Source organism: Caballeronia sordidicola (genome assembly GCF_002220365.1).
Lineage (GTDB): Bacteria > Pseudomonadota > Gammaproteobacteria > Burkholderiales > Burkholderiaceae > Caballeronia > Caballeronia sordidicola_C.
Genome location: NZ_MTHB01000158.1, coordinates 1 through 18764 on the forward strand (window position 1 = coordinate 1; position 18764 = coordinate 18764).

Annotated in this window: 14 protein-coding genes; 1 reads left to right on the top strand and 13 read right to left on the bottom strand. The window is 60.2% G+C overall.

What is annotated here, in order from left to right; all coding sequences use genetic code 11:
• From BSU04_RS22850 to BSU04_RS22900, 11 genes are all read right to left on the bottom strand, one after another.
• A partial coding sequence (locus BSU04_RS22850; protein ID WP_179258401.1) for a transposase occupies positions 1-263 on the bottom strand: 263 nt, incomplete at its 3' end.
• 80 nt (positions 264-343) lie between these two features.
• Positions 344-1510 (bottom strand): glycosyltransferase family 4 protein, encoded by a 1167-nt coding sequence (locus BSU04_RS22855; protein WP_089162711.1) that lies wholly within the window; start codon positions 1508-1510, stop codon positions 344-346.
• A 52-nt stretch (positions 1511-1562) separates the two neighbouring features.
• Positions 1563-2840, bottom strand: a complete 1278-nt coding sequence (locus tag BSU04_RS22860) for a glycosyltransferase family 4 protein (protein ID WP_089162712.1) — start codon at positions 2838-2840, stop codon at positions 1563-1565.
• Positions 2837-4366 carry a glucose-6-phosphate isomerase gene (locus BSU04_RS22865; RefSeq protein WP_256983228.1) on the bottom strand — a complete coding sequence of 510 codons (1530 nt, stop codon included), beginning with the start codon at positions 4364-4366 and terminating at the stop codon, positions 2837-2839. The genes BSU04_RS22860 and BSU04_RS22865 overlap by 4 nt, the downstream gene beginning before the upstream one ends.
• Before the next feature lie 3 nt (positions 4367-4369).
• Positions 4370-5527, bottom strand: coding sequence for a glycosyltransferase family 4 protein (locus tag BSU04_RS22870; protein WP_089162732.1), 1158 nt, complete (start codon positions 5525-5527; stop codon positions 4370-4372).
• Positions 5528-5583: 56 nt separating this feature from the next.
• Positions 5584-6600 (bottom strand): glycosyltransferase family 2 protein, encoded by a 1017-nt coding sequence (locus BSU04_RS22875; RefSeq protein WP_089162713.1) that lies wholly within the window; start codon positions 6598-6600, stop codon positions 5584-5586.
• 18 nt (positions 6601-6618) lie between these two features.
• A complete protein-coding gene (locus BSU04_RS22880) occupies positions 6619-8841 on the bottom strand; it encodes a polysaccharide biosynthesis tyrosine autokinase (RefSeq protein WP_089162714.1) in 2223 nt (740 codons plus the stop codon).
• Positions 8842-8887: 46 nt separating this feature from the next.
• Entirely contained in the window at positions 8888-10063 is a 1176-nt protein-coding gene (locus BSU04_RS22885; protein WP_089162715.1) for a polysaccharide biosynthesis/export family protein, read from the bottom strand.
• Positions 10057-10512 carry a low molecular weight protein-tyrosine-phosphatase gene (locus BSU04_RS22890; RefSeq protein WP_089162716.1) on the bottom strand — a complete coding sequence of 152 codons (456 nt, stop codon included), beginning with the start codon at positions 10510-10512 and terminating at the stop codon, positions 10057-10059. The genes BSU04_RS22885 and BSU04_RS22890 overlap by 7 nt, the downstream gene beginning before the upstream one ends.
• 133 nt (positions 10513-10645) lie before the next feature.
• Positions 10646-12037, bottom strand: coding sequence for a UDP-glucose dehydrogenase family protein (locus tag BSU04_RS22895; RefSeq protein WP_089162717.1), 1392 nt, complete (start codon positions 12035-12037; stop codon positions 10646-10648).
• Between the two features lie 63 nt (positions 12038-12100).
• Positions 12101-13471 (bottom strand): undecaprenyl-phosphate glucose phosphotransferase, encoded by a 1371-nt coding sequence (locus BSU04_RS22900; RefSeq protein ID WP_089162718.1) that lies wholly within the window; start codon positions 13469-13471, stop codon positions 12101-12103.
• 511 nt (positions 13472-13982) lie between these two features.
• On the opposite strand from BSU04_RS22900, the gene BSU04_RS22905 reads away from it, so the two are divergent.
• Positions 13983-15488, top strand: coding sequence for a mannose-1-phosphate guanylyltransferase/mannose-6-phosphate isomerase (locus tag BSU04_RS22905; RefSeq protein ID WP_089162719.1), 1506 nt, complete (start codon positions 13983-13985; stop codon positions 15486-15488).
• A 112-nt stretch (positions 15489-15600) separates the two neighbouring features.
• Here the strand turns inward: BSU04_RS22905 and BSU04_RS22910 are convergent, their stop codons facing one another.
• Both BSU04_RS22910 and BSU04_RS22915 read right to left on the bottom strand, forming a co-directional pair.
• Positions 15601-16581: a transposase gene (locus BSU04_RS22910; RefSeq protein ID WP_256983229.1), complete on the bottom strand. Its 981-nt coding sequence runs from the start codon at positions 16579-16581 to the stop codon at positions 15601-15603.
• A gap of 356 nt (positions 16582-16937) precedes the next feature.
• Entirely contained in the window at positions 16938-18104 is a 1167-nt protein-coding gene (locus BSU04_RS22915; protein ID WP_256983230.1) for a glycosyltransferase family 9 protein, read from the bottom strand.
• Positions 18105-18764 lie beyond the last annotated feature (660 nt).

Sequence of the window (18764 nt, forward strand, 5' to 3'; positions counted from 1 at the left end):
AACTCGCCTTGCAACGTCTTTGCGCTGTGGCCGTTGCGGGTATTGCCCGTGGCATTGGTCACCGCTTCGCTCTTGCCGTGGCCCAAGTGCTCGGACATCTCGGTTTCCAGAGCCCGCTCGACCAACATCTTGGTGAGCTGCTTGAGCAGCCCATTCTCGCCAATCAAATCCTCAGGTTTCTGGTAGTTCGCCAACAGGCTGTCCGCCAATTTGACCAACTCAGGATCGGGCTTTACTCGTTTGTTGCGCTTCACGACGGTCATCGTTGCTCCTAGATACTGGCAGTCTCCTGCCAAATGACCGTTTACACAAAACTAATTACACCCCCAAGTCCGAATCAAAATCAGTGCACCAATCCTACCTCGATCGCTTCGCTATAAACCGCTGCCACGCGCTTGGCAATCACCGGCGTATCGAAATTTTCGCGCGCATAGATCCGGCACTCCTGCTCCGTTGGCAATTTCAGCGAACCGTTCAGCGCACCGATCAAGCCATCGGCAATAGCGTCCACGCCTGTGGACGGCAAAACAAGATTCGCCGATAAAGGCGCAACCGCCTCCGGCAAACCGCCCACCGGCGTCACGAGTACCGGCGTCCCCGAAGCAAGCGACTCCACCGTGATCAAGCCAAACCCCTCCAGCGCAACCGTCGGCACAATACTCACATCCGCCGCGCGATAAAGCGCCGCCAAATGCCGGTCAGGCACAAAACCAAGCAGCCGGACATTGTCGTCAAGACCCGCTTCGGTAATGCGCGCCTGCAACTCCTCCGCAAGACGTCCCTTCCCCGCAATCAACAGCAACACGTCCGGTTGCCTAGCCTTCACGCGCTTCATCGCTTCGATCAGATCTTCAAGCCCCATCCGCCTGACCAGCCGCCGAACCGCAAGCACGACTGGCCGGTCTTGCGGCAACTGAAGCCGGCGACGAGCATCGGCACGGCTCAGCGGTAGATTGAATTGCGAGACATCGACACACCCCGGCACCACGCGAATCCGCTCCGCAGGAATGGCATAACGCGCCTGCAATATCTCCCCAAACGCTTCCGACAATACGATCAACCGCGACGAACGCGCATACACCCGCTGCTCAAGCATCCGCTTGGTCCGCTGACCGATGGAATCGGCACCCTCAACCTGGCTCTCATCCGCCCAAGGCCCCTGGAAGTGCGAGACCTGCGGAATGCCGCGCGTAACATCGAGACCCGGGAAGGTATAAAGCGCGAAGTGCGACGAGACCACATCGGGCCGCTCGCGGCTCAACGACGCCCGCAATGCCCGGCGCGCAGCCAGCAAACGGCGCGGCAATGACTGCGCCGCCGGGCCGAAGCCGCGAATGGCCCCCTCCGTGTCCGCCGCCACCCGCTCCGATCCCGCGACTACGCCGCGTACCGTCACGCCCGCACCCGGCAATGCACAGACCAATGTGTGATACATCCGGTCCAGACCGCCCGCACGCTCGGGGAACCAGTGCATTCCAATTTGCAGCGACTTGATGGCTTGCGTGCTCATGTCCACGACCCTGATCGAAATTGTTGATGGATAACGACAACCGTCAAATTGCTCATACCGGCGATGCGTGTGATTCGTTTGAAATACCCGGCAGCACGGGCTGGACCGCGCTTGCCGTTGCGTTCATCGTCAGCGCCGCCGCTTTAGGCGCGCCGCCCTCCGTCTGCACTTCACCGGACGCCGCAGCGCCGGCCTGATTCGCAAAACCGCGATACAGATCCAGATAGCGCCGCGCCATGCGCTCCCAGCCAAACTGGTCCGCCAGCAGTCGCGCAGCGTCACCCATTTCACGACGCCGTTGCGGTGCATCTGCAAGCGTTGTGATCGCACCGGCGAGCGCGGCGGCGTCGTCGGGATCGTCGAGCACAATGCCGCAATCCGTGCCGATAATCTCCGCCCCGCCCGCCGTCTTTGCCGTAATGATCGGCAGACCCGCCGCGAGCGCTTCCAGCAGCGAGAGGCTCATCGCTTCGTAACGCGATGGGAAAACGAAGGCATCGACGGAATGCATCAGCGTGGGCATGTTCTTCACCAGCCCCAGGAAATGCACGCGATCCGCAATGCCCAGCGCCTTGGCTTCATCGGGATAAGGACTGCCCGGGATATAGCCGGCCACCACCAGTTGCACGTGGGCAGGAAGTTGCACCAGCGCCTTCAGCACCGTGTCCAGATTCTTGCGCGGCGTGCGCAGGTCGCCCACGAACAGCAACAGGCAGGCATCGTCTTGCAGTCCGAACGATTTTCTGTCGGCCCCCTTCACCCGGGCCGCACTGAACGCGCTCGTATCGACGCCGTTGTAGACCACCTCGATACGCTCACCGGCCACGCCGTTCGCGCGAATCTCGATAGCCACTTTCTCGGACACCGCTGCAATGATCTTCGAGCGCTGATACGCCCAGTGTTCAAGCCGCGCATTCACGCGGCTATACAACACCTGATACGCGGACCACAAGCCACCGGTGAGCTTGAACGGATAGTATGGACTGCGCAGCCAGCCGCCGTGCACGAAGTGGGCGGTATTCACGTCGGCTTTGGCCCACGATATAAAACCGTTGACATGCAAGACGTCGTATTCCTTCTTGTGCGCCTTGAGCCACAACGCGGTCTTCAGCGCGAAGATCTGTTGCTTGAAAAGTTTGGTCGGCCAGAAACGTCCGACCTTGATCGCGACCCATCGCAAGCGCGCTTCGCAAGCGAGTTCCGGTGCCACGTGCGATGCGAGCAGCGTGACCTGATGGCCTTCCGCCAATGCAGCGCGCGCGATCTCGTAGTTCACGCGGCCTTGCCCGTCGTTGTGACGCACGACATGAGTGACGATGGCGATTCTCATCGGAGTGCCTTTGCAGGGAGGGAGTGTTCAAGGAGCGCTTGCTCCCGGCGGCGGCCGAGCCGCTGGTGATGGCGCGCCGCGAGGACCGAGCAAAGGCCCATGTAAAGGATCATTCCGCCGATAGACGTGAACGTATTCGTGAACACAAGCATGCCGACGATCGCAAACGCAACGCTCAGGGACGCCTGCGCGTATTTGTCGTCGCGCAGCGAGAACGAAGCACGGAACGCACGGGCGAGCAGCAGGCCCAGCCCGGCAAGATACATCAGCGAACCGGGCCAGCCGAGCACGAACGGCACGTTCATCACGCCGCTGTCGAAGCTGCCGTATTTGCCGAGATCGCCGTTGGAGTTGGAGAGTTTCGTCGACGAACCGGTGGCGCCGAAACCTTCGCCGGAAACGTCGGTAAAGGCCGTTTTTGCGAACGACGCGTAGAACTCGTTGCGCGCGGCGTAGCTGTTGTCATCGCTGAGATTGGTGATGGACTGCAAACGCGTCGCCATCTTGTCGGCAATCGGGCCGAAGGTGAGCAGCGGCACGGAAAGTCCCGCCAGCACCACCGCGCCCACCAGGATCCGCACCCGCACCTTGTTGCTCGCCTTGAGGAGTTGCAACACCATCGCGATGACCCAGCCGCCCCATGTCGAGCGGACCATGCACAGGCCAAACGAGATGAATCCAAGACCGCCCGCGACCCAGCGCACGCTTTGCGTGCCGGCCATGGTGAAGGTGAGCGCGGCCATCATGGCGAGCGCGAACGGGCCCGATGAATTCATGGTGCTGAACACCCGCACGCCGAGCCGTACCGGGTCGCCTTGCGAAGCCATCTGCGAGCCGATCATCCACATGGCGTCCCAGGCCGGCATCAGGAAGAACTGCACCAGACCGTAACCGCCCATGAACAGCATGCCCCAGATGAACGTGTCGAGGATCGCCTGGCGGTACTTCGGATAATCGCGCGCATGGACCATGATGTGAAAGCCGATCAGCACCGGATACAGCCACGCCGCGAGGTCATAGGTGGCCGCCATCGGGCCGTTGGCCATCACGCCAATCAGGTACGCATAGGCCAGGCCCATGAAGATCAGGAGGAACGGCAGGCCACGCCGCTCAGCCAGCACCTTGTAGTGCCGAGCCACGGTCAGGGCGCAGATCATGGTCACGATCACGGGCGCGATCTGGATCAGGCTGGTGGGCGTGAAACCACCCTTCGCGAAGTCCGAGAGCCGACGCACTTCGGGGCTGAGAAACCACTGCCACCAGACAAAGCCGATGTAGCGCGCGGGACTCTTGAAATACAGCCATACGCCGACGGCGGTCGACATGGCCGGGAACCCGTAGGTCAGCGCCGTTCCCTGGTGCGCCAAGATCAACAGCAGCGTGAACGTCCAGAAACCGGTTTGCGGCACCCAATGTTTGGGGTCGTCGCGGAACAGGCCGAGAAAACCGGCACGCAGCGGCTTGCCACCGTTCTCGATCAGATCGGCTAGATACTTCGACGTACGGGGAGCGGCCGGTGTGCTCATGGATCAGTTCACCCGGCGTTGAGGCGCAACATTGCCACGCTCGGCATGTAACGCTGTTTCTGAAGGACGCGTGGGTATATCCATATGCCGTGTCCTCATGAACTCCTGCGTGATGCGAACATGCTGAAGCGCGAACTGGCGAGTCGTGTAGTCGCGCGCAGCGAAGTGCCGGCTCGCCGCCTGCGCGCGTTCCAGCGCGAGTGCGGGATTCGCAACTATCGCGTCAAGCGTGCGCTGCAACGCGGGCACGTCATGCGGTGGCACATAAAACACATGCTCGGGACCGAAGTAATCGCGCAAGGATCCGACATCGGAGACGATCACTGGCTTTCCTAGCGCCACCGCTTCGAGCACGACCGTTATGCCCGACACATGCGAGTTCGGGCGCAGCGGCACCACGACCACGTCAGCCCAGTCATACAGTTCGCGCGCCGCCTTCATGCCGATTGCCGGCGCGATCTTCACGTTGCTGGCATGCAGCGCTTTCGATACCCGTCGACGTGTCGCGATCCGTACTTCACGCGCCGGATTCTGCCGGAACGCCTCGGCAAGCGACTCCCAGTCACGGTCACGATCGTTGCCGATCGCGGCGATTCGCACCGGAGCGTGCGGTTGCCAGGCGGTCGGCTCCTGCAAAGGAAAGTCGATCGGGTTGATGCCGTAGTAGACCTGTTCCACGTCGCGCTTGAAATATCCACGCGCCATTTGCGCGTTCTCGCTCGCATGTGTGGTCAGGACATCGGCGCGGGCGAGCAGCTTTTTGTAGACCCACTTCCTGAGCACGCCGAAGCCCGCCCACTTGTCGACCAGCCACACGCTTTGCGCGAGCAACATCGGGTTGCCGTGAGCACGGCCCTTCAAAAGCAGCAACAGCGCCGCCGATAAATGCTCGTGCTCGGTATGCGTCCAAACGACATCGGCGTTGAGAATTTCCTCGCGATTGCGCCACGTATGAATGAAGTCGAAGCCTAGCGCCGCCTTCAGTCCACGCCGCGCGAGCCGCACGAATTTGTTCTCGGGTTCGTCGCGCGAATACGTCAGCGCTAACTCCGGGGACTCTGCATGGTGATAACCATACAGGCAGCCGATGTTCTCCCCCGCCCGGTAAAACCGCGGGTCTGTGCCGTAGAACAAATGCACGTGAACCTTGGTCGCTTGCATACGGGAAACCTCCGCGTCGTCCTGATGTTGTGAGTTCCGGACCCGCGCCAAGCGGCTCATGCGGCTTTCGCGCCATCGGTGCGGCCGCGCATGGCGAGCGCGTACGCTGCGGGCTCATGCTGTGCGTCACGGCGCGCGTCTTGAGCGCCTTTGCGCATGGCGCGGTAACGCGCCCAGCAGGCCGTGTCGCGAGTGCGCGTAAGCGCTAGCAGCGCATGCGCGAAGCCGGGCATTGCACGGGTGCCAATGGCCGCGTACCAGTACCACGCGATGTGCCGCGCGAACGGACCCAGATGCTCGCGCAGCACCAGATGCAGGTTGTATGCAGTGTCGGCGAGCGCGCCCAGCGTTTGCGCGTCGCGGCCGTTGTCGTCGAAACGTTCGGCGGGGAAATGATCGACCGCCACGCGCGGATCGTAGACCATCTTCCAGCCCGTGTGCCGCACGCTCAGGCTGAACGACAGGTCGTTGCAGGGCTGCGCGCCCTTGCCGCGAAGACGTGTATCGAAGCGCAATCCACCCACCGCCGAGCGTCGATAAATCATGTTCGCGCCCTTCAGTAACGAGACCGTTCGCGGGGCGCCCACGCCGAGATGGTGGTTGCCGCAAATCTTGCCGGTGCGGCGAATCACGCCGACTTCCGAACGCTCGCCATCGAGCAGTGCCCCGCGTTCGAACACCCAGTCGCGGCCGCCGAGCGCCCCCAGCGTTTGATCATTGCTGAAGGCTTGATCAATCTGCGCCAGCCAGTCGACGCGCGGCGCGGCGTCGTCGTCGGTGATCGCGATGATGTCGCCGCGCGCCGCATCCAGTCCGCGGTTCAGCGCCGCGACCTGCCCGCCCAGACCCGTTTCGATCACGCGCAGCAGGAACGGATTGTTCGCGGACAACTCCGTTTCGAGCGCGCGATGGGTCGCATCGTCTTCGGGACGCGCGATGACCAGCACTTCATCCGCCGGGCGAGCCTGCGCACGCAACGCGTCGAGGCAACGCTTCAGGTCGGCGGGACGACGATATGTCGGCACCATCACGGAGATGCTAAGGGTCGAGGTCGAGGTCGAGGTCGATGTCATGCAGCGCTCCGCTCGCGTTCAAACATTCAAGTAGTCTTCAACCGCTGCATAGTGTCCGCGGTTATAACCACGCGAACGTGCCGGCATGCCGTTCATGATTGCGCCATGCAGCGGGATGCCCGCTGAGCGCAGGCGCCGGATGGCATCGGAAATTTCCATTTCGTTGTGCGCGCCCGATCGCATCACGAGGAAGTTGGTCCCCGAAAGCTTGCCGATAATCGATGCATCCGTGACGGCGAGCACCGGCGGGGTGTCGATGAAAACCACGTCGTACACACGCCCGAGGCCATCGAGATATTGCTGCAGCCGCGGCGACATCAGCAGCTCCGACGGATTCTCCGGACGCTTGCCCGCAGGCATGAAACTCAGGAACGGCGTGCGCGTGGTGCGGATGGCCTGCTCGAGTCCGATCGTCCCGGCAAGCAATTCCGCCAGGCCGTTCGCACGCTCAAGACCAAACGAACGTTCCAGCTTGCCGCGCCGCATGTCGGCGTCGATCAGCAGCACCTTCTTGCCCGACGCCGCGAGCAGCACGGCGAGGTTCACCGCAAGAAAGCTCTTGCCGACACCCGATGCCGGGCCTGTCAGCATCACCGTATGATTGCGCGCTTCCATCAGCGTGAACTGCAGCGACGTACGCAAGCTGCGCATGATTTCCACGCAGACATCGTTCGGGCGCATGGTCGCGAGAATAGGTGAGACACGGTCGCGATCACGCTCCGTGCGTTTCGCTTCCGCATCGAGCTTCACCTGCTCCGTGCTCATCGGAATGAGGCCGACCAGCGGCAGCCCTGCCAGGCGTTCGACCTTGTCCGGATCCACGATGCCCTTGAACATGGCACGGCGCAGGAACACGAGGCCGGTCCCCAGGATCAGGCCGAGGATCACAGCCGCCGACATGATAAGGAATTTCTTCGGCTTGATCGGTGCACCCGGGCGCAGGGCGGCGTCGACAATATGGACGTTGCCGCCCGTGCCGGCCTTCTGCACCGACAGTTCCTGCACGCGATTGAGCAGCAGCACGTAGATGTCTTCGGCCACCTTCGCATCGCGTTGCAGCGATACGGCTTTGACTTCGGAAGCCGGAAGATTCTTGAAGCGCTCGCTGAAACGCGCACGTTCGGCTTCCAGTTGGCCAAGCTGCTGCTGCGCGACGATGAGCGCCGGATGGCTGCTTTCGAAGCGCTGGTTCAATGTAGCGATCTGAAGCTTCAATGCAGAAATCTGCGCTTCGTAAGTGATGCTGCCTTCGAGGTAAACCTTGGCTTCGTCACTTGCGTTGATCGAACCCGACTTGCTTTGATATTCCGTCAGCGCCGCTTCGGCATGTTCGAGATCACCCTTGAGTCGCGGTTGTTCGCTTTTCAGGAACGCGAGCATTTTTTCCGCATCGGCCTGCTTGCTTTCAATGTGCTGAAGCAGATACGAATCGGCCAGCGCATTCGCAATTTCAGCCGCGCGTGCCGGGTCGCCGTTATCGAGCGAGATCTGGATCACGCCCGTCGACTTGCCCTGCTCCACGACCGTAATGCCCGACTGAAATGCGGCGATGGCATCGAGGTCATTAGCTCGTAACACCACGAACCGCGTACCGGGACGCGCCACCAGTTTCGTGACATTGATGGATACGCCATTGCCCTTCGCCATCTCTCCCACACGGCCTTCGAGCAGCGGCACACCTTCTGGCGTTGCCAGCGAATAGCGGTCGTTGCCAAGCGCGGTCATGGTCAGCTTCACGCCTTCCAGCGGCTGGATCACTTCAATTGAATCGACCGTGGCTTCTTCACCGCCCCACGCATACGAGGTCATGCCGAGCCACGGCTTCCCGGGTTTGCCCGGCGTGGCGAGGCGCGCGGCAATGCTGCCGAGCACCGGCACGGTCATCGGGCTCACCGAGAAGTTGAGCTTTTGCTGCGTGACGACAGGCGCCACTACACCACGGCTCTTGATGATCTCGATCTCGGCGTCGGTCGGCAGCGCGCCCGACGAGTTGCCGATCGCGGCACCCGTCTGCGTCTGCGTGAGCGCTTGCGACGTGTTGTCGGACTGCTCCACACGAACGTGCGCGTCGGCGGAGTAGACCGGCTTTGCGACGTAGCAGTACGCGGCCGCGGCGAGAATGATGAACGCCGCGGTACCGATCAGCCACCAGATGTCGTCGAGGACCACCTGCAGCAGCTGCCCGAGGACGACGTCCTCTTCTTCGGTCTTGCCCTGATAGGAATTTGCTGGCGTGCTCACGATTCAACCCCGCTTGGTTTGAGGCATTCGACGATCTGAAAAGCGTTCATCGCGTCAGTTCCTTCAGGTAGAAGAGTGTCTGCAAGGTCGGCAGAACCTGGTTGACCATGCGGTTGAACTGGACGGCGCCAGCCGTTCCGACGTACACCACGTCGAGCGGGTGAAGCTGGAATTGCGCGGACAGCAGCAACGAATCCGGTTGCGTCAGATCCAGCCGGTAGATCTCAGGCGAGGCTGGCTTCTCGCGTGCACCGCGCACCACGTAGATTTGCCGTGCGTTCGCGTCCGTGTCGAGTATGCCGCCGGCTTGCGTCAGCGCGTCGGCGATTGTCAGGCGCCCTTTCATCATCGAAACAGGCAGCGGCGTCTTGACTTCGCCCATCACGAACACGCGGCTGTCGGTACGATCCGGCACGTTCACGATGTCGCCCGACTGCAGCATCACATTCTGCGAAATCTCGCCACGATCAAGCACGCCGTCGGCGTCAAGCACGTAGAGTTTGCCGTTGCGCGTGAGACGCACGCGCTGCAGATCGGCGTCGGCGTTTGTGCCACCGGAGCGTGTGAGTGCATCGATCAGCGTAAGCGGCACATCGCTCATCGCGAGCGGTCCGGGCGTCTTCACCTCGCCGGTCACTGAAACTTTCTGGCTGCGATAAGCAAGCACGCGAACGTCGACTTGCGGTTTCTTCAGGTACGGCGACAAGCCCGCTGAGAGCTGATCGCGAATCTCGCCGGCCGTCTTGCCCGCCACGTGCATCTTGCCGACGAACGGGAAATAGATCGTGCCGTCAGGAGAGATCGTCTGTCCGAACGGATCGGCCTGTCCGGGCAACGCAGTGGTGTACGGCTGCGCGAGCGCGCCAGCGATCGTCTGCGTGGTGTTGCCACCCGCCGACATGGTCTGCCCCTGCTGCGTGGTAAGCTCCGGGTGATCCCATATCGTGATGCCGATCACGTCCTGCGGCGCCAGGCGATACACGTATTGCGCCGGATCAGCAAAGCGCGTGGGCGGCAGCGCCGCTGCCGGAGCCGGCCGGTTCTGCTGCATGATCACGTCCGCCGTGATCAGGTGCACGGGATAGGTCGCGGTCGGCGCGGGGTCGGAATCGTCCAGGCGCGATGTGTTCAGGTTGTAACCTGGCAAGGCGCCGCAAGCCGACAAAAAGATCGTCAGCGAAAAGACCGCGGAAACAGATAAAGCTAGAGACCGGTTCACCATATTTTATTCAGCCATCCCTGGACCAGACGTTCAATTAGCCCGAAGCTCTCGCGATAGGCAACTTCGTGGCCGCCGTATGGATCGGCCACTTCAGAGTCTTCCCACTTGCCAAGCAGATGCACTTTGCCGCGGGTGTGCGGCGCCATCTGTTCAATCGCGGCAATCTGCTGCCTTTCGGGCACGAGAATCAACTCGGCTGCGCACGCCATGGACTCGTCGAACCGGCGTGCAGCGTGTCCCGATGGATCGACATCGCGCTCCGTCAACAGCCGGTGCATCGTTGGATCAATGCTGCGGCCATCCACTGCAAAAAGGCCGGCGGAGCGGAATTCGATCGGGCGTCTTGCGTGTTTGCCCGCTAGCTTGCCGGCGTAAGCGCGGAACAGCATTTCCGCGGCAGGGCTTCGGCAGACGTTTGCATGACAGACAATCAAGACGCTTCGAAACATAGGTTGTATCCGTTAAAGCGGCGCAGTCGCGGCATCGGGTCCCTCGACCGAAGCCGCGCTCGCAGCGCCTGGTGTGTCGATATCGTTTTAAAGACCGGCAGGTCTTCCCTGGCTGCTGGCGCGAAGAACCCGGTCAGGCCGCTACGGGCGCCTTCACCGATTGCCGTACACCACGCCCGATCGCGTGGTACTCCACGCCGATCTCGTTCATGGTTTCCGGCTCGTAGAGATTGCGGCCGTCGAAGATCAGCGGGGTCTTCAGGCGGCGTTTCATGCCGTCGAAGTCCGGGCTCTTGAACACCTTCCACTCCGTCACGATGATCAGCGCGTCGGCGTTATCGAGCGCTTCGGTGTGATCGTTTGCGTACGTGAGGCGAGTGAGCAGCGCAGGCGTGTCGCGCAGATCGAGGGCGATCACACGGCGTGCTTCGTCGGTTGCAACCGGATCGTAAGCGCTGATCGACGCGCCGCGCTCCAGCAGTGCCGCGATCAGTACGCGGCTGGGGGCGTCGCGCATGTCGTCGGTATTCGGCTTGAACGCAAGGCCCCATAGCGCGAACTTCTTGCCGCGCAGATCATCGCCCAGACGGGCCACGATCTTGTTGGCAAGGGTCTGCTTCTGCGCCTCGTTCACCGACGTCACGGCCTTCAGGATTTCCATCTGCTCGTCGTACTCGCCCGCCGTCTGGATCAACGAACGCACGTCCTTCGGAAAACACGAGCCGCCATAACCGCAACCTGCATACAGGAAATCGTAGCCAATGCGCGGATCAGAGCCAATGCCGCGACGCACCGCCTCAATGTCCGCGCCCACGCGATCCGCGAAATTCGCGAGTTCGTTCATGAACGAGATACGCGTGGCGAGCATGGCGTTGGCCGCGTACTTGGTGAATTCCGCCGAGCGCACGTCCATGTAAAGCGTGCGTTCGTGATTGCGGTTGAACGGCGAATACAGGCGCTTCATACGCTCACGGGCGCGTTCGCCGGGTACGTCGTCGTCACAGCCCAGCACGATCCGGTCGGGCCGCGTGAAGTCGTCGATAGCCGCGCCTTCCTTCAGGAACTCGGGGTTCGACACAACCGAGAACATGTGCTGCACACCACGCGTGGCGAGTTCCTGATCGATCGCTGCCTTCACGCGACGCGCCGTGCCGACCGGCACCGTCGACTTGTCGACGATCACCTTGAAGTTGTTCATGTAGCGGCCGATATCGCGCGCCGCCGCGAGCACGTACTGCAAGTCGGCGGAACCGTCCTCGTCGGAGGGCGTACCCACCGCAATGAACAGCACTTCGCCGTGCTCAACCGCAGCCTGGACATCGGTGGAAAAGCTAAGACGCCCTGCCGCACGATTGCGTGCAATCACGTCCTGCAAGCCCGGTTCGTGGATCGGCACGCCGCCGCCGTTCAGGATCGCGATCTTGCGTTCGTCGAGATCGAGGCACAGCACGTCGTTACCGATGTCGGCCAGACACGCGCCCGTCACGAGGCCTACATAGCCGCTACCGATGATGGTGAGTTTCATAGCACGCGCTCCAGGGTTGGCAAATTATTCAAAGCATTCTTAGCGGGAGTGTTGGTCATCTTCTTAGTAAGCGTTGGAACCGGCGAAACCCTTCCACAAAGTCATTGCAACGATCTTCATGTCGAGGCCAAAGGTCCAGTGCTGCATGTAGTACAGGTCGAGTTTCACGCGCCCCATCATCTTTTCGATACGGTCGGTCTCGCCGCGAAAACCATTCACTTGCGCCCAGCCGGTGATGCCGGGTTTGATGCGATACCGGTACATGTAGCCCTTCACGAGATCCTTGTAGATGTCGTCGTGTTCGAGGGCATGCGGACGCGGACCGACCACCGACATCTCGCCCCTCAGCACGTTGATGAACTGCGGCAACTCGTCCAGGCTGGTTCTGCGCAGGAACGCACCCACGCGTGTCACGCGCTTGTCGCCCTTCTTCGCCTGCGTGACGTGGCCGGCCGTCTCCTTGTGCACTTTCATCGAACGGAACTTGTAGATCTCGAACTCGTACCCGTCTATACCCTTGCGCTTTTGCTTGAAGAACACCGGTCCCGGCGACGACATCTTCACGGCCACCGCCAGCACGATCAGCAGCGGCGCGAGACACAGCAGCACACCTGCGGCGAACAAACGGTCGAACACCCGCTTCGGCAGCACCTTGAGGTCCGTGATCGGCGAAGCGGCCAGGTTGATGGCCGGCACACCGAGCAGATCGACCACCGCGTGGTTGAAGAACGACAGGCTGCGTACGTCCGGGATGAAGCGGATATTCACAAAGTCGTCGCGGAACTCCGTGACGAGCTTGTGGATAGTCCGCTCCTGCGAGATCGGCAGCGCCAGCCACAATTCGCGAATGGCACGGCCACGCACCAGTTGCGTGAGGTCGTCCAGATCGCGGCTTACCGGCACGCCGGCCAGCGTGAGCTCCGGGAAGGTTTCATCGAATACATAGACCGGGCTGAAACCTGCCTCGGGACGGTTGCGCATCTGCTCGATCAGGAACTCCCCGTAAGGCGCCGCACCCACGATGGCGACTGCCTTCTGGTTAAAACCTTCACGCCGGATCAACTTGAGCGTGGCATGCACAACGGCCTTCGAGAGCATCAGCAGGGCCGCTGCGGCAACACCCCAATACAGCAGCCATAAGCGCGACAACAAGTCTGCCCGATGCACGCTGAAGGTCAACAGCACGCCGGCCCCTTCAACCATCATCCACGCCAGCGTCACACGCCACAGGAGGTCATACACGGGCTTGCCGCGCCACGACTTATATATGCCGAACGACGGGAACGTCATGATCACCAGCACGCAGTTGAACGCGAGCAGCGTGCTTTGCATGTCGTCGAGCCAGACGGCATTTCCCGCGTGCAGCGACGCGGCAAGCAGCGCGCCCAGCGCTACCATCGCAATGTCGATCATTCTCGAAAGCACGCTCAACATGTAGGACACCTCGGGTGGGAAGACACGGTCTGCTTGGGCCTCGCTTCAGCTTCACTCGTTCACTTCTCAAAGGAAGCAAAGGCGGAGAAACGAGAGCGCCCGTCGCCTTGGTACATACCCGTATGAGGCTGGAATTAAATTCATGCTGCAACCGCAAAATAATGCGCGGGTTAATTCGCGTTTTTTCGCATATTTATTTTTGTCACGAAGCAGCTTGAAAGGTGCAGAAGTAGTCTACAGGCGATGCATTGCTGAATTTTTTTCAGATTGTTACTGATCGCTACCAGCCTTATAGATAAAGGATTCCAGCCGAATTCCAGGCGATTAATTTTCGAGAAAAAATTCCCCAAAGGTAAGAAAAAAATTCAGTCGCTCATTCTCGTTACGCTTAATTATCAAAATTACCGATTTCAGTATGCCGAGTGATTATTTTTCGGTTTTTTGATTTATCAGCTATTTAGTACGTGCTAAAAATTGTAATACCCGATCAAGCTCAAGGAGCTCCCTCGTCATGACCGCTCTCGACACGACACTCAACAACAATCCACTCACCCCTGCCGCAACTGAAACGAAGCTCAGGATCCAGCCGGTCATCCTGGCCGGCGGCGCGGGCACACGCCTGTGGCCCATGTCGCGCGAGCACTTCCCCAAGCAGTTGATTGGTTTGATCGGTGACCAGTCACTGCTGCAATCCACCGCACAGCGTCTGGACGGCTTGACCTACGGCACTGCGCGTATCGACGACGCAATCATCGTGTGCGGCGAAGATCATCGCTTTACGACCGCCGACCAGTTACGCGCCAGTGGCAGGCACGCGCATCTCGTCCTTGAGCCGCTTGCACGCAATACAGCGCCCGCGCTGACTGTTGCTGCCATGCACGCAATGGCGACCGGCGAGGACGCTATCCTCGTGGTCATGCCCGCAGATCATGTTGTTACGGATACCGAAGCATTTCACAAGGCAATCGGCGCGGGCGCCAAGTGCGCGCAGGACGGTGCGATCGTCACCATGTGTATTGTTCCAACGCATGCGGAAACAGGCTACGGGTACATCAAGGTCGGCCAGCAGATGCTTAGCTCGGGTGCATGGCAACTCGAGAAGTTCGTGGAGAAACCGCATCTCGAACTCGCGCGACAGTACGTCAGCTCCGGCGAATACTGGTGGAACGCGGGAATTTTCATTGTGCGCGCTTCGGTATGGCTGAAGGCCATCGAGCACTTCCAGCCTGCCATCTACGCCGCCTGCCGCGCCGCCAGCGATGCCGGCACGCACGACGGCGAGTTCTTCCGGCTCGACAAAGAGGCGTTCGCGGCCTCGCCGTCAGACTCTATCGACTATGCCGTCATGGAGCAGTTGGCCAGCGACCAGAGCGTCTGCTCGGGCGCCGTCGTACCGCTGAACGCAGGGTGGTCCGACGTGGGCTCCTGGGATGCGATCTGGAAGATCCTGCCGAAGGACGGCGAAGACAACGTCTCGCGTGGCCGCGTGATGTTTCAGGGGTCGTCATCCACGTATGCGCATTCCGAAGGCCGGCTGATCGCGTGCGTGGGAACGCATAACCTGGTGATCGTGGAAACGGCGGATGCCATTCTCGTTGCGGACAAGGAGTGCGTGCAGGACGTGAAGGCGATCGTCGGGCGCATCAAGGCTGAGCAAGGCAAGGAGGCGGCGGATCACCGCAAGGTGCATCGGCCGTGGGGTCATTACGATTCCATCGATAACGGCGAGCGCTTCCAGGTCAAGCGGATCGTGGTGAAACCGGGTGCGCGGCTGTCATTGCAAATGCATCATCACCGCGCCGAACACTGGGTCGTGGTGCGCGGAACAGCGCTTGTCACGCGTGGCACCGAGACGTTTATTCTTGCGGAAAACGAATCCACCTACATCCCGATCGGCGTCCAGCACCGGCTTGAGAACCCAGGCAAGATGCCGCTTGAAATGATCGAGGTGCAGTCGGGCACGTATCTGGGCGAAGACGATATCGTCCGTTTCGACGACAAGTACGGCCGGCAATAAAAATGCCGAGGCGGCGCGTGATTCACCCGCGCCGCCTCGGCATGTCGAGCCAAATCATTTTGAGCCAAACCATACAAACCGGAACAGACGTGGCCCAGTGCACTATCCAGCGTTAGCCCTGCACGTCCGCATAGCGGTGGATTTCAACGCGCTCCGGCGCTGCAGTGCGTTCATGCTTCGGATCGGTGTGGGCGTGGCTAGTCGCATTAGCGACAGGCGCCGCACGATGGGGCGCTTCGGCAGTGGTTTCGATTTCGGTTTGCACAGGATGAGTCACGCGCGTGGATTGCGCCGCGATCCATCTGCGGGACCATTCGAGCGCGTACTCCGCCGCTTCCTGCGAGTTCTCGTAGCGCGGACCGATCAGGCCAGAACGCTCCACCCGACGCCCGTCCTTCACGATTTCGGCCCAGCCGCGGAACATGCTGCCCGCGACCGGGCGCGCGATGGCGTAGATGGCGTAACCGTGGCCGTCATGCACAGGGGTGCAGTCGGGCTCGAATGCCATGGGCAAGGGATCGACGCAATGGTGCCGTGCGCCCAAGGGCTCGTGCTGCAGCGAACGCGAAGCCGTGCTGACCATGGCCGCCCTGCCTGCCGACAACGGCGTTGGCGCATTGGCGCGCGCAACGTCGTGTGCTTCAGCGATCCGGCGCGGGACGACCGTGAACAACGCGTCTACCGTATTTGCACTGTTTCCCTCAGAACCGCCCCACGACTCCGGGTTCTGCCAGAACACGCCGCGCAGGCGATCGCATTCGTAAGTGGCCTGAGTCTGGCGCGGCGGCGCTTCGGTCGGCGTGGACGGCACGATGGCGAAGGACCGGCCGCGCGATGCGAGCCGCGTCACCATTTCGATCAGCGTGCCGTTCATTTGCCAGTCGTTGAAACGACGGCGGCAGGTGGGCACGGTCGGGTAGTGACTGGGCAGCTTCGACCAGGTTTCGCCTGTAGCGAGAATCCACAGGACGGCATTCACGATCGTGCGCGGGTGCGCACGCGGACGGCCGCGCCGGTGTTCACGGACTTCGCCTTCGGTCACCAGGGCGGCAACTAGGGCCCATTCTTCATTACTAAGTTCGTCGAAAAACATTGCGTTGCTCCATGCAGCCGGACTGCGCTGCGAATGTTGAACCAAGCGTAGCTAGCGTTTTCTGCCCGCAAAACGGATGAATCAAGAAATTCAGGGTATTCGCAAACGTTTGCTGAAAACGACAAGATGGTGCATGTGATCTGCATCAAATCCGCTAGCTGGTGCAAAACAGGTTCCAAAGCGGCGCACAAACCAGCTTGGCACATGCGTATGAAGATTATTGCAGGAAGCATACCACCCTAATGGTTTGCCCGAATATGACAAAGCAGTAGATTTTCAGCGACTGTTATCAGAAATAATTCTTACACTCTCAAGTAATTTATTCCGATTAATCCATTAAGAATTCGGTACGATTATTAAGCAAATCCAGAAAAATCGCCGTCTATCTTTAGCGCTCGATAAGCGCGTTCGACCCTGTCCACGTCTGATGCCCGGGTACTGGCGTGAATACCTTTCAATTCAGGAACGAGCAGGGAAACAGGCTTGCAGCGCGGATAGTCGCGCACCCGCAAATCTGGCGCGATGGTAGAAAAAAACGCAGTTGTCGGGATATCAAAGCCGGCAGCTATATGAACGGCGGCAGTATCTGGTGTTACCAGATAAGCAGCGTGCTTGATCCATGCGAGGAAATCTGCCGTGTCCGGCGCTCTCACGGTGACATCAGTGTAAAGCATATGATCGATAACGCCAAAACCCACTACGGGGAGCCTGTAGCGCTGCGACAAGGCTTCGACGAATTCGCTACGAAAAGACTCAGGGATGCTGCGCACGGGCGTACTTGCGCTCGGGCACAGCAATACATAGCCACCCTCTGGCGCTTGAGGCCGTGGCAGCGCCAATTTCTGCAGCCAGTGATTGCGTTTGTCTGTAGCGGGGACTTCGTCTGGCCATATCCCCATTGCGTCGAGAAAAAAATCGATCATCGGCAGTGAGGAAAACTTCGGCCAGAATAAATGATTGCCCAGGTCGATGCGTAATTCTTTGTAAGGAATTGCGTCGAGATTCACGGGTAAATCGATGACCGAACCCAATAGCGGCGCAGCCAGCTCGTAAAGACGCTTTACATAGCGAGGCGTCTGAGCCGGACGATAAATAGCGAAGGAAAGATGCGGAAATCGCGTTTTGATGGCAGTAAGAGCGGTGAGGCCGATCACAGAATCGCCAAGTGTCACACCCATGCCATTAATCACATGTACGCGTGACTCCACTGCGTAGTCCGGATTGAATTCAGCCAAAGCGGCATTGCAAATGCCATTTGAAAGCCCCAGCGCGCGATAACCCATGGCATGGCTCGCAGTCACTTCGAGATCGTAAGATGCCACGATCTCGTCATGCTCTGAGAGCAGAGAGCCGGCATTCGTCAACGCGGAGACATCGTTCAGCATCTGCAATGTAGTCACCTTCTGATAGCCGAGCGCAGCGGTGAGATGCTGTGCAACGTCGGCGGCATAGTCGTCTGATATTCGGGCACCGGGCGGGCAGGTCGCACGCAGTTCATAGACAGTCGGCACGCGGCGTTGCATCTACCGCGGCAGCGATTCAATGGGTCATCGGCCGCCCTTCGCAATCTGTTGCTGAACCTCGGGATCATGTTGCCCGCGCGGCCCACCACAATACCAAATCTCATCCTCTAGAACAGCGTGTGTGACCCGCTCAGCTGCAACGCCTGACGCATCAGCGACGCTGGCGCGCGATGTGTCGGCACAGCTTGGATACGCTCCAGTTCACTCACTAATAACGCAACCGCGCAACGGTGATGACTAAGGGCATAGAGCGCACCCGCTGGACATGATGTCTTCACCGTGTGCCGATGGAGCGCTATCGCGAAGGCAGCAATTTAGTCCGCCCTTCCCTTAAGTGGAAGTCAGATATCCCGGCGTGACTTCGATTGATCGCTTCGTACGGTAGCGCGCAGAACAAATTTATTCACTCGGCTATAAGAGGTGGTAGCTGTCTAAAAATTCGTCTGCGCGCGCTGCTTGGTGATTTACTCATGAGATCGCCAATGCGGAAAACGTTCGGGCGTAGAAACAGTGCTTGGTGGAGAAGCATGGGTGTGGCAAAAAATGTTTGATATAAGCAGCCGGTCATGAAGCGGATCCATTTCGTTACACCGGTGAAACGCCTCTTTGCCTAATGAAAGTGAATGCTAGTGATATCGCGCCAAAGACACGTACTAATAA

What these genes read in the sequence shown, in the direction of transcription:
- BSU04_RS22885 (WP_089162715.1), bottom strand. Translation starts at nt 10,063, where the DNA reads ATGGTGAACCGGTCTCTAGCTTTATCTGTTTCCGCGGTCTTTTCGCTG.
- BSU04_RS22860 (WP_089162712.1), bottom strand. Translation starts at nt 2,840, where the DNA reads ATGAGAATCGCCATCGTCACTCATGTCGTGCGTCACAACGACGGGCAA.
- BSU04_RS22900 (WP_089162718.1), bottom strand. Translation starts at nt 13,471, where the DNA reads ATGTTGAGCGTGCTTTCGAGAATGATCGACATTGCGATGGTAGCGCTG.
- BSU04_RS22870 (WP_089162732.1), bottom strand. Translation starts at nt 5,527, where the DNA reads ATGCAAGCGACCAAGGTTCACGTGCATTTGTTCTACGGCACAGACCCG.
- BSU04_RS22865 (WP_256983228.1), bottom strand. Translation starts at nt 4,366, where the DNA reads ATGAGCACACCGGCCGCTCCCCGTACGTCGAAGTATCTAGCCGATCTG.
- BSU04_RS22910 (WP_256983229.1), bottom strand. Translation starts at nt 16,581, where the DNA reads ATGTTTTTCGACGAACTTAGTAATGAAGAATGGGCCCTAGTTGCCGCC.
- BSU04_RS22905 (WP_089162719.1), top strand. Translation starts at nt 13,983, where the DNA reads ATGACCGCTCTCGACACGACACTCAACAACAATCCACTCACCCCTGCC.
- BSU04_RS22855 (WP_089162711.1), bottom strand. Translation starts at nt 1,510, where the DNA reads ATGAGCACGCAAGCCATCAAGTCGCTGCAAATTGGAATGCACTGGTTC.
- BSU04_RS22895 (WP_089162717.1), bottom strand. Translation starts at nt 12,037, where the DNA reads ATGAAACTCACCATCATCGGTAGCGGCTATGTAGGCCTCGTGACGGGC.
- BSU04_RS22915 (WP_256983230.1), bottom strand. Translation starts at nt 18,104, where the DNA reads ATGCAACGCCGCGTGCCGACTGTCTATGAACTGCGTGCGACCTGCCCG.
- BSU04_RS22875 (WP_089162713.1), bottom strand. Translation starts at nt 6,600, where the DNA reads ATGACATCGACCTCGACCTCGACCTCGACCCTTAGCATCTCCGTGATG.
- BSU04_RS22890 (WP_089162716.1), bottom strand. Translation starts at nt 10,512, where the DNA reads ATGTTTCGAAGCGTCTTGATTGTCTGTCATGCAAACGTCTGCCGAAGC.